Annotated in this window: 11 protein-coding genes and 1 pseudogene; 7 read left to right on the top strand and 5 right to left on the bottom strand. The window is 37.6% G+C overall.

Annotated features, from left to right (window positions below; genetic code table 11):
- The 5 genes from IE051_RS17715 to IE051_RS17695 form a co-directional block, all read right to left on the bottom strand.
- Positions 1 to 1,239 (bottom strand): thiamine pyrophosphate-binding protein (locus tag IE051_RS17715; RefSeq protein WP_505595671.1); only part of this gene is annotated, 1,239 nt, incomplete at its 3' end.
- Between the two features lie 54 nt (positions 1,240 to 1,293).
- Positions 1,294 to 2,712: a D-xylose transporter XylE gene (xylE, locus tag IE051_RS17710; protein ID WP_189362756.1), complete on the bottom strand. Its 1,419-nt coding sequence runs from the start codon at positions 2,710 to 2,712 to the stop codon at positions 1,294 to 1,296.
- A gap of 82 nt (positions 2,713 to 2,794) precedes the next feature.
- Entirely contained in the window at positions 2,795 to 4,111 is a 1,317-nt protein-coding gene (xylA, locus tag IE051_RS17705) for a xylose isomerase (protein WP_189362755.1), read from the bottom strand.
- Positions 4,112 to 4,263: 152 nt separating this feature from the next.
- Positions 4,264 to 5,748 carry a xylulokinase gene (locus IE051_RS17700; RefSeq protein WP_189362754.1) on the bottom strand — a complete coding sequence of 495 codons (1,485 nt, stop codon included), beginning with the start codon at positions 5,746 to 5,748 and terminating at the stop codon, positions 4,264 to 4,266.
- 2 nt (positions 5,749 to 5,750) lie between these two features.
- On the bottom strand, positions 5,751 to 6,752 hold the full coding sequence (locus IE051_RS17695; protein WP_189362753.1) for a GntR family transcriptional regulator: 1,002 nt from the start codon (positions 6,750 to 6,752) through the stop codon (positions 5,751 to 5,753).
- A 903-nt stretch (positions 6,753 to 7,655) separates the two neighbouring features.
- Here IE051_RS17695 and IE051_RS17690 point away from each other — a divergent pair.
- The 7 genes and pseudogenes from IE051_RS17690 to IE051_RS17660 all read left to right on the top strand — a co-directional run bounded on the left by IE051_RS17690 (position 7,656) and on the right by IE051_RS17660 (position 16,188).
- A complete protein-coding gene (locus IE051_RS17690; protein WP_189362752.1) occupies positions 7,656 to 8,642 on the top strand; it encodes an oxidoreductase family protein in 987 nt (328 codons plus the stop codon).
- On the top strand, positions 8,639 to 9,532 hold the full coding sequence (locus tag IE051_RS17685) for a 3'(2'),5'-bisphosphate nucleotidase CysQ family protein (protein ID WP_189362751.1): 894 nt from the start codon (positions 8,639 to 8,641) through the stop codon (positions 9,530 to 9,532). Before IE051_RS17690 ends, IE051_RS17685 begins: the two co-directional genes overlap by 4 nt.
- Positions 9,533 to 11,164: 1,632 nt before the next feature.
- Positions 11,165 to 12,211 (top strand): dTDP-glucose 4,6-dehydratase, encoded by a 1,047-nt coding sequence (gene rfbB / locus IE051_RS17680; RefSeq protein WP_189362750.1) that lies wholly within the window; start codon positions 11,165 to 11,167, stop codon positions 12,209 to 12,211.
- Between the two features lie 2 nt (positions 12,212 to 12,213).
- Positions 12,214 to 13,104 (top strand): glucose-1-phosphate thymidylyltransferase RfbA, encoded by an 891-nt coding sequence (gene rfbA, locus IE051_RS17675; protein ID WP_189362749.1) that lies wholly within the window; start codon positions 12,214 to 12,216, stop codon positions 13,102 to 13,104.
- Positions 13,094 to 13,666: a dTDP-4-dehydrorhamnose 3,5-epimerase gene (rfbC, locus tag IE051_RS17670; RefSeq protein WP_189362748.1), complete on the top strand. Its 573-nt coding sequence runs from the start codon at positions 13,094 to 13,096 to the stop codon at positions 13,664 to 13,666. The genes rfbA and rfbC overlap by 11 nt, the downstream gene beginning before the upstream one ends.
- Positions 13,667 to 13,775: 109 nt before the next feature.
- Positions 13,776 to 14,642: a dTDP-4-dehydrorhamnose reductase gene (gene rfbD, locus IE051_RS17665; protein WP_189362747.1), complete on the top strand. Its 867-nt coding sequence runs from the start codon at positions 13,776 to 13,778 to the stop codon at positions 14,640 to 14,642.
- Between the two features lie 265 nt (positions 14,643 to 14,907).
- Positions 14,908 to 16,188: pseudogene (locus tag IE051_RS17660) on the top strand (nucleotide sugar dehydrogenase).
- The last annotated feature ends 40 nt before the right edge of the window (positions 16,189 to 16,228 follow it).

Below are 16,228 nucleotides of genomic sequence, written 5' to 3'. Positions count from 1 at the left end.
GGTTAACTCGGCAACACCAGCTTGTAAAAACGACCCGCTAAAGTCTCCTTTTTGCAAGGCTGAAGATTTCTTTAAGAAACCATCGGTTTTATCAGAGTTTGATAAATCGGCTGAAGAGACAATCATGTTCTCTACATTTTCAGCTAAATAAGCCAATACATTCGAAGAGGCCGCTCTAGATGCCAATCCTGCTTTATGCGTAATAGATTCAAAATCCAATTCTGGAAGTTGTCCTGATAAGAAAAAATCCAGCTTTTCTGCTAATGCAGCATTCGCGTCTCTCCAAGCTGTAATCTGGGCTTTCTTCTCTGCTGCTTGTGCTGTTTTATTTGTTACTAAGTCTTTATAAAACGCCTGAACATCACCATAAATATCAAATGGATTTTCTAGATCTGCTCCTAAATTCAATAAAGTCTTTTCGTAATCTGCTCCTGTGGCTCCAATAGGTTGACCGTGTAATTCACAGTACCCTTCAAACATACTTCCGTCGGCAGCGACACAGCCTTTACCCATTATGGTTTTACCAATAATTAATGTTGGCTTTTCTGTTTCGTTATTCGCGTCTGTTAATGCTTTTCTTATTTCATCATGATTGTGACCATCTATAGTTACAACCTTCCAACCCCATGCTTCATATTTCATAGCAGTATCCTCACTGGTTACTTCGTCTGTAGAGGTTGACAACTGAATATCGTTTGAATCAAAAAACATGATAAAGTTATTCAATCCTAAGTGCCCAGCTATTCTACCCGCACCTTGAGAAATCTCTTCTTGAATACCACCATCGGATATAAAACCATAGACCTTGTGATTCATCCAATCGCCAAAACGTGCCTGTAAGAACTTTGCAGCAATAGCAGCTCCAACACCCATAGTGTGCCCTTGACCTAATGGTCCAGAGGTGTTTTCTATTCCTCTTGCTACATCTACTTCAGGATGACCTGGCGTAATGGAACCCCATTGTCTGAAATTGGCAACATCTTCCTTCCCATAGTTTCCTAAAAGGTAATACTGCGCATACATTAAAGTAGATAGGTGACCCGCATCCATAAAGAAACGATCTCTAAAGGCCCAAGTCATATCTGATGGATCATAATTAAAAAATTCTGAATAGAGAATGTGCATGAAATCTGCACCTCCCATAGGACCTCCTGGATGTCCTGATTTTGCCTTTTCTACCATAGCTACAGCTAATGCGCGTATATTATCTGCTGCCTGTAAATTAATGTCTTTGTTCATTTTTTTGTCTTTATTCCTTTTAATTTTATAATCTTGATAGGATGCGTTTCTTTACTATTTCTTCCAAAGGTTTTCCATTTCCTCTAAAGTTTTTCCTTTGGTTTCAGGCACAAATTTCCATACAAACCACATGGCTAATAATGACATAGCGCCATATACCCAATAGGCAAAACCATGATTAAACTGCTCGGTTAAATAAGAATTATCATTCATCATAGGAAAGGTCAGCGATACTAAATAATTTGAAATCCATTGTGCAGCTACGGCAACAGCCATCGCTTTTCCCCTAATTTTATTAGGAAATATTTCAGAAAGCAACACCCAAACTACTGGTCCCCAACTCAAAGCAAAACTGGCCACATACAACATCATACAACCTAAAGCCAAATAGCCCGTTGCTCCAGAGAAAAACACAAAACCCAGGGCCAACATAGCCACAGCCATACCTAAAGCACCAATAAGCATTAGTGGCTTTCTACCGCGTTTATCTACCGTTTTTACAGCTATTATTGTAAATAAGAAATTTACAATACCCACAATTATCGTAAGTAATAAAGCCCCATCGGTATTAGGATCAATAGATTTAAAGATTTCTGGCGCATAATAGAGTACGACGTTAATACCTACAAATTGCTGAAAAACCGAAAGCGCTACGCCAATAAGGATTATGCCCCATCCATAAGACAATAAATGTCCAGATTTTTCTACCACAGTACCTTCTATTTCAGCTAATATTTTCTTGCCTTCTTCCTCGCCGTTCACTTTTATTAGCACATCTAAAGCCTCCTCTGGTTTATTTTTTAACATCAAAGACCGAGGTGTATCCGGTACAAAAAACAATAGACCTAAAAATAATCCAGCGGGAATGACTTCTGAAGCAAACATCCATCTCCAGCCCACTTCATTCAACCAGGCATCAGAACCACCACCTCTAGAAATAAAATAATTCACAAAATAAACAACCATAAAACCACCAACTATAGCCAATTGATTAAAAGACACCAATTTCCCCCTACTATCAGCAGGTGCTATTTCGGCAATATATAGCGGGGATAACATCGATGCTAAACCAACTCCTATACCACCAATAATTCTGTAGCATATAAATACGGTTGAAAAGGTATGATCTAACTCACCAATTGGTGCTAGAAACATTTCGGGCATAGCCGAACCAAGCGCTGATACTAAAAACAATACAGCCGCCAAAATCAACCCTTTTTTTCTACCCAGTTTTTTACTGACAAGACCGCCAAAAATACCGCCAATGATACAACCAATTAAAGCACTGGCCACCAAAAACCCTTTAAATGCACTTGCAGCTGCTTCTGATAAGCCTTTTGGGGTTACAAAAAAGCTTTCTAAAGAACCTACCGTACCAGAGATTACCCCGGTATCATACCCGAATAACAACCCTCCTAAGGTAGCTACTAATGTTAATTTTATAAGATATCCTGAATTTTTTGATGTTGCCATAATTTGGTTTGTGTTAGTTGACTTAATATATGTATGAAGATTTCTCAAGCTTTAAAACTTGAGAAACCATAAAAACATTAAATTATATGTACTGATTAATAATATTCTCAAACAACTCTTGCTTACCACTTTTCAGTTGCAGTTCGCCATTCTCTTGAGCTAATTTATATAAGTCCTCTAAACTTAATTTTCCGTTTTCAAAATCTTTTCCTTTCCCTGAATCAAAAGAACTGTAGCGTTCTGTTCTTAATTTTTCATAAGGCGAAGAGGTTATGATTTTATCTGCAATTAACAACGCACGTGCAAAGGTATCAGCACCGCCAATATGCGCGTAGAAAACGTCATCCATATCCGTGGAGTTTCTTCTAATTTTAGCATCAAAATTAACACCACCGCCTTGTAAACCACCGGCTTTTAAGAACACTAGCATCGCCTCAGTTGTTTCTTGAATATTATTAGGGAATTGATCGGTATCCCATCCATTTTGATAATCACCTCTATTGGCATCTAAACTTCCTAACATGCCTGCTTTTGCAGCAGTTTCAATTTCATGCTGAAAGGTGTGCTGTGCTAATGTTGCATGATTCACCTCTATATTAATTTTAAAATCTTTATCTAATCCGTATTCTTTTAAGAAACCAATGGCTGTCGCCGTATCAAAATCATACTGGTGTTTTGATGGTTCCATTGGTTTAGGCTCAATAAAGAAATTACCTTTAAAACCTTGCGCTCTAGCATAGTCTCTAGCCATACCTAAAAACTGTCCCATATGGTCTAATTCGCGTCCCATGTCAGTATTTAATAAAGACATATAACCTTCACGACCACCCCAGAATACATAGTTTTCGCCTCCTAGTTTAATCGTAGCATCTAAGGCCAATTTAATTTGTCCGCCTGCTCTAGCCACCACATCAAAATCTGGATTGGTAGACGCACCATTCATATAGCGCGGATTTGAAAAACAGTTGGCTGTTCCCCATAATAATTTCGTTCCATTCTCCGCTTGTTTCGCTTTAATATAATCGGTAATCGTAGCTAAACGTTGTTCTGATTCTGCGAAGGTTGCACCCTCTTGAATTAAATCGAAATCATGAAAACAGTAATAATCAAAGCCCATTTTTGAAATGAATTCAAAAGCCGCATCGGCTTTATCTTTAGCTGCTTGAATAGGGTCTGATGCTTGATCCCATGGAAAGTTTTGAGTACCTGGTCCAAACGGATCAGAACCTTGTCCGCAGAAGGTATGCCAATACGCTATTGAAAACTTAAAATGTTCGCGCATGGTTTTTCCCGCCACAACTTGGTCTGGGTTGTAGTATTTAAAGGCTAATGGGTTATCTGATTCTTTGCCTTCAAATTTGATTTTTTCAATGCCTTTAAAATATTCTGTATTTGCCATAATAAAATGTGTTTATTCGTTTTATCGTTTATTTGTTTACTTCTTTTTAATGTTGTTTGCGTTAGGGATTGCCGTGGAAATCCTTTTTGTGGGGTACGACCAAAAAGATTGGAGCATAAAGCCCGACCCTTGTGGTAACGCCCAAATCATTATTACTTAGTTTCTAATATGAGTTCTAATTCTTTTTTCCAATTATTATAGGCGTCCAGATAAGGCTGCTTATCTTTAAAAGGCATGAAGGTCATCACATGATCATTATCCATAATCACTTTCCCAAAACCTTCAAAATCACCTTGATGTAATTTTGCTGCTCTAGCTGCACCAATGGCACCTGTAGTATTATAAATTTCTATCTCTTGTTCTATTAATGTAGCGACTGTATTCGCAAATATTTCGGAACGGAAAAGGTTATCATTCCCGGCACGAATCACACTTGGTTTAATACCGTCAGAAGTCATAATCTCCATCCCGTACACAAAAGAAAAGGCAATACCTTCAAGGGCTGCTCTACATACATGGGCTTTGTTGTGATTGTTTAAATTAACGTTGACCAATCTTGTGCCAATTTCTTTATTGTTTAACATGCGTTCAGCCCCATTACCAAAGGGCAACATACAAACCCCATCAGACCCTATTGGTATTTCTGAAGCTAAGGTATTCATGTCTTCATAAGAACTAACATCTAGGTTATTTAGCAACCAACGGTATTGGATACCTGCTCCATTGATATTCAGTAGTTTGCCAATTCTAGGTTCTGATTTTTCGTAATTTACGTGCGCAAAATTATTAACACGCGTGCTTTCTTTCCCTGAAAGATTATCGGTTACGGCATACATCACCCCTGATGTACCACCTGTTGCTGCCACTTCTCCGGGATTAAAGACATTTAAAGACAAGGCATTATTAGGCTGATCCCCTGCTCTATAGAAAATAGGCGTTCCTGCAGCAATACCGCTGTCTTCTTCACCCTTTTCATCTACTAAAGATTGCACACCAAAAGTATCCACAATCTCGGGAACCAATGCTTGATCTAAACCATAATGTTCTAAAAGAAAATTGGCGACAGTATCATTCTTAAAATCCCAGAATATACCCTCAGACAATCCTGAAATGGTAGTATTCATGGTATTCGTAAATTTATAAGCAATAAAATCACCAGGTAACATAAACTTATGAATTTGTTTATAGAGCTCGGGTTCATTGTCTTTAACCCACTTTAATTTTGAAGCCGTAAAATTTGCTGGAGAGTTTAATAAACTTGAAGCACAGAGGTCTTCCCCTAACTCAGCAAAAGCCTTATGACCAATATCTACAGCTCTACTATCGCACCATATAATACTTTTACGTAGAGGTTCTCCTGCTTTGTCTAAAACGACAAGGCCGTGCATTTGATAAGCAATACCAATACCTTTAATTTGTGTTCTGCTTACATTGTATTCCTTTTTTAAACGCGCAATAGCCGCACAAATATGTGCCCACCAATCGTTTGGGTTTTGTTCTGCCCATCCATTCTTTTGAGCAAACATGCCCATTTCTTCTTTGGGCTCTTGTACAACACCTAAGCTTTTCCCTGATTCTATATCCACCAACGCGGCTTTTATAGAAGAACTTCCAATGTCTAATCCTAAATAATACATACTTATAATGATTCTCTTAATGTTAATTTGGTTGGTACATAATGCTGCATGGGCTTGTCTTCTGTTACAAATGCTGCAGCCTTAGTCCCTAATTCTTGAAAATCTGTTGAAATGACAGAAATTCCTTTGTAGATAAATTTTTTCATGGGCGTTTCATTGTAGGACAGAAATCCCACATCAACACCCGGCTCTAAACCACAATCTCTACATTGCTCCAAAAACACCCCTAACATCCTGTCGCTAGTACTTAAATACCCAACATTCTTTTCAACTTGAAAGGCTTTGGGATCTGTTAAAATCTCATAATCAAATTGAAAGTCCGCACAATATTTTTCAAAATAAACGATGGTTTCTTTGGAGTGAAACGTGTAGGTAGGATAAAGAAATATGAGTTTTTCATACTTTCTAAAAGCCATTTCTGCACCCTTTAAAGCGTCATAAAAAGCCTTGCCAAAATCCTGAAACACAAAGTTGTTTTGGCTATTCGAATAAATGCTCCAATCTACAAGAAGCAATTTATCGTTATCGATATCGGCAATTACAGTAGGCACCTCTTTATGATCAAAGGTCATCACCACATACTTATAGTACTTGCCCTTACTATTGTTTAAGATCGTTTTAAAGTTGTCAATATTATAATGGTGAAACTGCACATCGGTAATAAAATTATCCGGCAAATTATTTACAAAAGAATGGTACACCACTTCTTTATATGCCTTAAACGTATCTAATACCAACAATACTTTCTTGGTATCATTAGCCACATAATAACCTTTATTAGGTACCGACTCTATAACCCCATTATCTTTTAAAACCGAATACGCTTTAAAAACCGTATCACGCGATAACTGATATCCTTTACAGATGGTATTGACAGATGGCAAAGCGTCGCCTTGCTGCAATACATTTTCACTGATGGCATCATTAATGGCATTAACCAATTGCTGATATTTTGGGGTATCACTTTTATGATTAATACCTAATATGACTTGCTTATCATCCATACTGTTCTGTTCCGGTATGCAAACGTATTAAATTTATTTTAAAGTCGACTGTTAAAATTGAATTTTATAATCTAAAAGATTACTTCAGTCGTGCCTCCCTCGTAATGACGTATGGTTTCGTCACTCCCAATACCAAGGAGCAGATACTTAGGTGAAATAAAACAGAAAATATTAATCTTACTTGTTGTTCCGACGAAGTCGGAATCAACGATTTTCAGAAATAAAGCGCCTATATCATGAAATATATTCCGAATTAGGATTGAATTTTATGGACACTTAAAACTTCAAAAGCCTGAAAGTATTGGCGATTGGTGCGTAGCAATTTCCTAATAAATCGTTTTGATTTTTTGTTTCGTTTTGCATCAAGGCAAAATGAAAAAGAAGCTGTTTTATAGCAGGTTGGTTTTTAAGCAGTTTAGCAGAGCACTTTAACATGAGAGGCCTAACCATTAACCAGATGACTTCAGTCGTGCTTTCCTCGTCATGACGTATGGTTTCGTCATTGCGAGGACAGTGAAGCAATCTCATGATACAATCGTCATAGCGAGGCACGACGCTATCTCACGAAAGGAGCTACCATTGATGAGATTACTTCGGTCGTGACTCCCTCGTAATGACGTATGGTTTCGTCATTACGAACGCAGTGAAGCAATCTCATGATACAATCGTCATAGCGAGGCACGACGCTATCTCATGAAACGAGTTACCATTGATGAGATTACTTCGGTCGTGACTCCCTCGTCATGGCGTAAGTATCGTGATGTAGATTACCACTCATCGGCATTACAAATCATTGCTATTATTCATTGAACTGCCATTCTAAATAATAATTAATATGCATTGCCAGTTGTGTATAAGCCCCTTAACTTTACAAACCAGAAAAAACCTGCGCTTAGAATTAAAATGGAAACCGATATTCAAAACATCATTTTAAAAACTACCCATGCCCAAGGGATTGTAAAGACTAAGGTCATACAAAGTCTTTGGAGTGGCTATGGTCAAATCATGAGGATTACCCTCACCGGTGCTCCATATGAAAGCGTTGTTGTGAAATACATTAAGCCACCGCTCGCTGCAAATCATCCCAGAGGTTGGAATACCAACACATCGCATCAACGTAAGTTAAAATCCTATCAAGTAGAACTGGCATTTTATAAAAGCTATAGCGGATTTTGTAACGCATCTTGTTATATACCCAGCTGTATCCATTTTGAAAGCATAGATACTGAAGCCATAATAATTTTAGAAGATTTGGACGCATCTGGCTTTTCTGAGCGAAAAACGAGCGTCACGGCTACAGACCTAAAATTATGCTTGTCTTGGCTCGCTCATTTTCATGCATGCTTTATGGGTAAACCGCCAAAAGATTTGTGGAAAACAGGCACCTATTGGCATTTAGAAACCCGACCTGATGAACTCGAGGCTTTAGAAGACTTACCGCTTAAAGATGCAGCTGCAGCCATTAATCAAAAATTAAACAGCTGCAAATACCAAACCTTTGTACATGGCGACGCCAAGCTCGCCAATTTCTGTTTCTCACCAAACGGCTTAAAAGTTGCCGCTGTAGATTTCCAGTATGTTGGTGGCGGTTGTGGCATGAAAGATGTTGCCTACTTTATAGGTAGTTGCTTGGATGAAGCAGCCTGCGAAACCCTAGAAACGGAGCTCTTAGATTTTTATTTCAACCAATTATCTATTGCCCTATCTAAAAAGAACACAAGCATGAATGCCAAAACCATTGAGCAAGAATGGCGGGCCATGTATCCTGTGGCATGGACTGATTTTCATAGGTTTATTAAGGGTTGGAGTCCGGGGCATTGGAAAATCAACAGTTATAGCGAAACCATAGCACAACACGTACTATTACAACTTAAAAATCATAAGCTTTGATATTAAACACGCATGACCTAGAAACCTTGTGTAGGTTAGCCATAAAAGCGGCTAAATCTGCGGGTGCCTTAATACGTGACTATAGCCAGAAATCCATTCGTGTTCACAATAAAAATGCAGGAAGCACAAAAGCCAGTCAAATAGTCACTGAAGTTGATTTTAAAAGTCAAGAACTCATATTAAATCTACTCCAACCTAGTATTACAAGGTATGATTTGGGATTACTTACAGAGGAACTGCCTGACACCAAAGACCGCCTACATAAAGACTATTTTTGGTGCATTGACCCACTGGATGGGACATTAGCTTTTACCGAATCTACCCCAGGCTATGCCGTTTCTATCGCCCTAGTTACCAAAAACGGCCAACCTCAATTAGGTGTTGTTTATGACCCTGTCACACAAACCCTATATCATGCCATTAAAAACAAAGGCGCGTACAAAAATGACAAAACTTGGCAACTTCCTGAACCTAAGCATGAGCGTCCGTTACAATTCTATTTTAATAGAAGTTTCAAAGCCTTAGACAGTTTTTCAAGTGTTTTAAAAGCACTAAAAAAAATAGCCATAAGTCTGTCTGCTCAGGGTATTAATACCAATACATCATCAGGGGCTGTGATGAACGCTTGTTATGCTCTAGAAAACACCCCCTCTTGCTATTTTGCTTTTCCTAAAAACACAGAAGGCGGCGGCAGCCTTTGGGACTATGCGGCAACGGCTTGTATTTATTTGGAACTTGGCGCATCTGTTTCCGACATTTATGGTGTTCCACTGGATTTGAATAACCAAGAATCTACCTTTATGCATCGTAAAGGCGTTTTATATGCCAGTCAGCATAGTCTTAGCAAAAAGATTCAAAAGCTATATCAGAAACTCAAGGCCCCACTCTAATTCTTTTGATGTAGTAAGCCCTATACTACAGGCCAAATATAGCCTATTTATATATTTTATATTTCACTTAAAGTACACTTAGGTTTGCATGGAGCAGGAAGTATTTTTAATAAATCCTCACAAAAAAGCAGGACAAATTTAGAAATTTGTGTAGGTTTTTCTTATAATTTATTAAATACTTAAAAAATAAAACTGATGTCATATTGCTTGGCTATTCTCTTCGCCATAAGACAAAATATTGCTATTTTTGTTACACCATCTGCTAGCGGGTTATATAGCAGATAGCATAAACCAAATATTTTAAGCCTGCACATTAGTTCCCCTAAGAATTAAAAAAGCTAAAAATAGAAGGTCATTATGAAAAAAAGTAAACTCGTATTATTAATTTTATTTGCCATTGTGATGTCTTGTATGTCATTAACCTTATTGGATACGGTGATGTGCCATTAAGAAGTCATAAAGGTAAAAGTGTGCCATGTATTGTGTGAGTCTCAGAATATACCGTTGACTTACAAGATAATTAATAGTAATCGGCATCAAGTGCACCACCATGCCGTAAGACAAACATGGATTTAAATTTTATGCAAAAAAAATCAAATTGTGTCATGTCAAACAATGGCATTTATGTCAGCCTATAGCATCATGAACACTGTCTACACTCGAAAAGGATTTCCTTTTTCACTTTTGGAGCGCATCCAGCTTCTTCGTATGCAGCTTTTGGTACGAAAAAGCGCGCATTTTCATAGAATGAAAAGTTTTATTGTAAAACCAAGAAGCAAAAAGAAAGTAGTATATTTGCTCAAAATTTTCAAGAATTCTAGTGGATATACGCAAGAATACGCTATTACATCAGTGGTCAAATAAAACGAACAAAAAACAAAGAAGCGTGCTTAATCTGTATCTTGTTCTACCCTGGTATACCGTGCTGAAAAACAGGCTGTTTTCATGGTTTTTCCATTTGATTTATCGGCTTTTGATGGTTCGATCAGTTGTTATTAAATACACTAAAAATCGTTTGGGCATACTACATGCCATATTAAAAGTACAATTGGAGCCTAAAGCACCTTTATTTATAAATATTAGCCCTGCTTTTATGAGCAAAATTAAAGCGGGTCAAAACGAAATAATAACAACAGAATCCAATGTTTATTAGATTCTGACTAGAAATTACTTTAAACAGCGCTTGCGGCTGATTGAAGTGATTTTTTTTTACCCTGTACTGAACCTTTTATGGGACTCAGGCGGCGGAGCCCTGTAAAGGCACCAACTAAATGGGTTAATCATGACAGGCAACTTAGGTTTGTGTATAAATTTTTGATTTTCGAGACAATGCGGTACTAATCTCAATGTTAATGGTAAGTTTGGTTTGGCCTCCCAGATCACCAATCAGCAGCAATACAGGTTAGGTTTGGTATACCTCAATTAATACATTATTTTTTTAGTATGAGCACCCTATTATGTGGCAAGTATTTTAAAAATTATAAGAAAATGATGAGTTCTTAACGAATTTAGAGAGTTTTAAAATATTTTAATAACAGGTTAAAGGAAATACAAAACGAGGGAAACCGCAATCAATACGCAGAATGGCTATAAAATTTGTATTTTACAACGGAAACTAGTTAGTTCAAATTTATGAAAAACATATTAATAACAGGAGGTGCAGGATTTATTGGCTCGCATGTTGTGCGCTTATTTGTCAATACCTATCCCCAATACCAAATTTATAATTTAGACGCCCTAACCTATGCCGGCAATTTAGAGAATCTAAAAGATATCGAGTCTAGGGAAAATTACACCTTTTTACATGGTGATATCACTGATGAATCTTATATAAATACCATATTTAAACAATATCAGTTTGATGGAGTGATTCATTTGGCTGCAGAGTCTCATGTAGACCGATCCATATCTGATCCCTTAGCCTTTGCCAAAACCAATATTTTGGGGACTATGATTTTGCTCAATGCTTTTAGAAGTCTTTGGCATAATCATTATGAAAACAAACGTTTCTATCACATCAGTACAGACGAAGTTTACGGTACACTAGGCGCCACGGGCTTATTTGAAGAAACCACGGCCTATGACCCTAACTCCCCATACTCGGCTTCTAAAGCCAGTTCAGATCATTTTGTAAGAGCCTATGGCGAAACCTACGGTTTACCTTATGTGATAAGCAATTGCTCTAATAATTATGGGCAGCATCAATTTCCTGAGAAACTAATTCCTTTGTTTATCAACAATATTTTAAATAAAAAAGCATTGCCCGTATATGGTGATGGCAATTATACACGAGATTGGTTGTATGTCATTGATCATGCTATAGCCATTGATTTGGTATTTCATAAAGGGCGGCCTTCTGAAACCTACAATATTGGTGGCTTTAATGAATGGAAAAACATCGATTTGGTAAAAGTCCTGTGTCAACAAATGGATGAAAAGTTAGGCCATGCTCCAGGTAGCAGTGCACAATTAATTACCTACGTCAAAGATCGTCCAGGCCATGATTTACGGTATGCTATAGATGCCTCTAAAATAAATACAGAACTGGGATGGCAGCCAAGTGTCACCTTTGAAGAAGGCTTGTCCATTGCTATTGATTGGTATTTAAGCCATACCGAATGGCTCGAAAATGTGACTTCCGGCAGCTACCAAAATTATTATAAATCCCAATATAAATAGAGATGAAAGGTATTGTATTAGCAGGAGGTTCAGGAACGAGGTTGTATCCCATCACAAAAGGGACGTCAAAACAACTCTTGCCTATTTATGATAAGCCCATGATATATTACCCTTTATCAGTATTGATGTTGGCAGGTATTAAGGAGATATTAATCATTTCAACACCTACCGACTTGCCTAATTTTGAACGCTTACTGGGTGATGGTAAAGAATTGGGCATTCAATTAGTTTATAAAGCCCAGCCCTCGCCAGATGGTTTGGCCCAGGCGTTTATTCTCGGTGAAGCATTTATTGGTGATGATGATGTCTGTTTAGTTCTGGGTGACAATATATTTTACGGTCATGGGTTTACAGATTTATTGGCCAAATCCATTCAAAATGTAAAACATGATGGCCATGCTACGGTTTTTGGTTATTACGTGAATGATCCCCAACGCTATGGTGTTGTTAACTTTGATAGCACAGGAAAGGCCTTGGACATTGAAGAAAAACCCTTAAAACCAAAAAGCCATTACGCGGTTGTAGGCCTTTACTTCTACCCTAATTCGGTGGTAGACATTGCCAAAAACATAAAACCTAGCCAACGTGGTGAATTAGAAATTACCACAGTCAATCAACACTATTTAAAAAAAGGGCTTCTCAAAGTAGAACAAATGGGCCGGGGTTATGCTTGGCTCGATACAGGTACTCATGATTCATTAATGGAGGCGTCCAATTATATCAGGACCATCGAAAATAGACAAGGGCTCAAAGTGGCCTGCTTGGAAGTCATCGCTTTCAAAATGGGCTATATTACCAAAGAGCAGCTCATTAGCCTGGCAGAGCCGCTCAAAAAAAATGCTTACGGGCAATATTTATTACAACGTGCAGAAGAAATAGATCATGAATTTTAAACGTTTAGACATACCCGAAGTTATTTTGTGTCAACCGCAAGTTTTTGGCGATGACCGTGGTTATTTTTCTGAAACTTTTAAACAGCAGGCCCTAGATGAGTTTTTAGGTTATAATATAAACTTTTGTCAAGACAATGAATCTAAATCTGGTTCTGGTGTTTTAAGAGGATTGCATTACCAGTTGCCACCATTTGCACAAACCAAATTAGTACGTGTTATTAAAGGCAGGGTCCTAGATGTGGCCGTTGATATACGCAAAGGGTCACCAACATTTGGAAAACATGTGGCAATTGAATTATCTGAAACTAATAAAAAACAATTGCTAGTACCCAGGGGCTTTGCACATGGCTTTGTGGTGCTCAGTGAAGAAGCAATTTTTCTTTACAAAGTCGATAATAGATATAACCCCGAATATGATCGCGGCATCGCCTTTGACGATACAGCACTAGGCATTGATTGGAAAATTGACAAATCCCATGTACAACTATCTCCAAAAGATTTAAAACAACCATTATTTGAACAAGCTGAAGTTTTTGATTTTGGTACAGATCCATATAAATAATATCATCATTGCGAAGGAGGAACGACTGCGGTAAACTCTATCATTTAAAGTACAAAAAATACCCGGTCTCTAAGTTCAACCAAATGACTACAAACCACAATATTAATTCATGACCAACGTACTAATCACAGGTTCCAACGGCCAATTAGGATCAGAACTCAAGGCATTAGCATCCCACTATGCCCAGTACAATTTTATTTTTACCGATGTTTATGATTTAGATATTTGCAACCATGAAGCTGTGGCTGATTTTATTACAGAGAATCAAATACAGGTCATTATAAACTGTGCAGCCTATACCGCTGTAGACAAAGCTGAAACCCAAGAGGACATAGCCAATGCCATTAATCATTTAGCCGTTAAAAATTTTGCTCAACTGGCCAAAGTACATGGCATAACACTAATACATGTATCCACAGACTATGTGTTTGATGGGACAAACCATAAACCTTATATTGAAACCGATACCCCAAACCCACAAAGCGTTTATGGTAGGACCAAGCTGGCAGGAGAACAGGCCATACAACACATAAATCCAGCAAACACCCTAATTATAAGAACCTCATGGGTTTATTCCAGTTTTGGTAACAATTTTGTAAAAACCATGCTGCGCTTAGGTAAAGAACGTGATGCATTAAGTGTTGTGGCCGACCAAGTTGGCACCCCAACCTATGCGGCCGATTTAGCTCAAGCCATTTTAACAATTTTACCGAACATCAATAATGAAGCGGTTAAAATATTGCACTACTCGAACAAAGGTGTGTGTAGTTGGTATGATTTTGCCAAGACTATTTTTGCTTTAGAAAATATGGTAGTAAAGGTAACCCCCATTGAAAGTAGCCAATACCCCACCCCAGCCAAAAGACCCTTTTATTCTGTACTTAATAATAAGGCAATAATTGAGACTTATGGCTTAAAAATACCCTATTGGAGAGATTCTTTATTGGATTGTTTAGTGAAGATAAGAACCTTTTGATTTATAGCACTTGATTTTCAAAACACAGGCGTCTTAATATGAATGTTACAGGTAAATTTAGCATATATAGTAACAGCACCGAGCAACAGTAATACAATATGGAGATGGAGTATTTACTATTAAAAAAAAGGAGAAAATACCGCCGCTGAGACCAATACATCTATGGATACCCCAAATTTGAATTCTCCATTAAAGGAAACGAAAGAAATGTAATTTACACTTCAAAAAACTAATACTATATAAGACTTAATAAAAAACACAAAAAGTGAGTCTAAAAGCAAAAATTGCGGTTATAGACCTAGGATCTATAGGCTTGCCACTAGCACGTTAGTTTGGCACAAAAAATGCCGTAGTTGGTTTTGATATTAATGAAGGTATAATTATTGAATTAATGTCAGGAATGGATAGCACATTAGAAGTTGATGACGCCACGCTACAAAGTGTTTTGGTTTCGAAAAACACGAATGCTAATGGTTTGTATTGCTCCAACAAATTAGAAGACCTTGAGCATTGCAATTATTTTATTATAACGGTTCTCACACCTGTAGATAAAAACAATCGACCCGTTTTAACACCTTTGGTGAAAGCGAGTGAAACGGTAGGCACTGTTTTAAAAGCAGCAGATATCGTAGTAAATGAATCCACGGTGTATCCCGGTGCTACCGAAGAGGAGTGTATTCCTGTATTCGAAAAAATTTCTGGATTTCAATATAACGCTGATTTTTATGCTGGCTATTCTCCTGAACGCATCAACCCTAGAGATAAGGAGCATACCGTAGAAAAAATTTTAAAAGTCACCGCTGGTTCTACGCCTGAAATTGGATTAAAAGTAGACGAACTCCATAAATCTGTTATCACAGCAGGAACTCATTTCGCTCCAAATATTAAAGTTGCCGAAGCATCAAAAGTCATCGAAAACTCACAACGCGATATTAATATTGCTTTTGTAAATGAATTAGCCAAAATATTTAATTTGATGGTCATTGATACCCATGCGGTTTTGAAGGCAGCTGGAACCAAATGGAATTTTTCACCTTTTAAACCAAGTTTGGTAGGAGAACACTGTATTGGTGTGGACCCTTATTACTTAGCGCAAAAAGCTCAAGAAGTTGGTTATCATCCAGAAATAATTTTGGCTGGAAGACGCATGAATGATTCCATGGGTTCATATATTGCATCACAAGTTGTAAAATTAATGTTGGCCAACGATTTTAAAATAAAAGGCGCCAATGTTTTGATGATGGGGATTACATTTAAAGAAAATTGCCCAGATGTACGTAACACGAAAGTTGTAGATGTTGTGCGCGAATTAGAGACCTATGGGATAAGGGTTACTATTTACGATCCTTTAGCATCACCTGAAGGAGTACAACACGAATACAAATTACAAACGGTACGAACCCAACCTAAAGTCCGATTTGATGCCTTAGTTTTGGGTGTCGCTCATCATGAATTTATGTCTATGGATTTAAATACGCTAAAAGTTCCTAATGGCATTGTATACGATGTAAAAGGAGTTTTTGAAAATGCAGAAGATACTTTATAAAACTTATGGCATTTTCTAGCACTTTAGTAATTTGAACTAT

The sequence above is a fragment of the Algibacter mikhailovii genome, assembly GCF_014651495.1.
Taxonomy (GTDB): Bacteria; Bacteroidota; Bacteroidia; order Flavobacteriales; family Flavobacteriaceae; genus Algibacter_E; species Algibacter_E mikhailovii.
Note: the sequence above shows the minus strand (reverse complement) of the source record. Positions and strands in the feature narration are given on the sequence as shown.

What these genes read in the sequence shown, in the direction of transcription:
- rfbC (WP_189362748.1), top strand. Translation starts at nt 13,094, where the DNA reads ATGAATTTTAAACGTTTAGACATACCCGAAGTTATTTTGTGTCAACCG.
- xylA (WP_189362755.1), bottom strand. Translation starts at nt 4,111, where the DNA reads ATGGCAAATACAGAATATTTTAAAGGCATTGAAAAAATCAAATTTGAA.
- rfbA (WP_189362749.1), top strand. Translation starts at nt 12,214, where the DNA reads ATGAAAGGTATTGTATTAGCAGGAGGTTCAGGAACGAGGTTGTATCCC.
- rfbB (WP_189362750.1), top strand. Translation starts at nt 11,165, where the DNA reads ATGAAAAACATATTAATAACAGGAGGTGCAGGATTTATTGGCTCGCAT.
- IE051_RS17700 (WP_189362754.1), bottom strand. Translation starts at nt 5,748, where the DNA reads ATGTATTATTTAGGATTAGACATTGGAAGTTCTTCTATAAAAGCCGCG.
- IE051_RS17695 (WP_189362753.1), bottom strand. Translation starts at nt 6,752, where the DNA reads ATGGATGATAAGCAAGTCATATTAGGTATTAATCATAAAAGTGATACC.
- rfbD (WP_189362747.1), top strand. Translation starts at nt 13,776, where the DNA reads ATGACCAACGTACTAATCACAGGTTCCAACGGCCAATTAGGATCAGAA.
- xylE (WP_189362756.1), bottom strand. Translation starts at nt 2,712, where the DNA reads ATGGCAACATCAAAAAATTCAGGATATCTTATAAAATTAACATTAGTA.
- IE051_RS17690 (WP_189362752.1), top strand. Translation starts at nt 7,656, where the DNA reads ATGGAAACCGATATTCAAAACATCATTTTAAAAACTACCCATGCCCAA.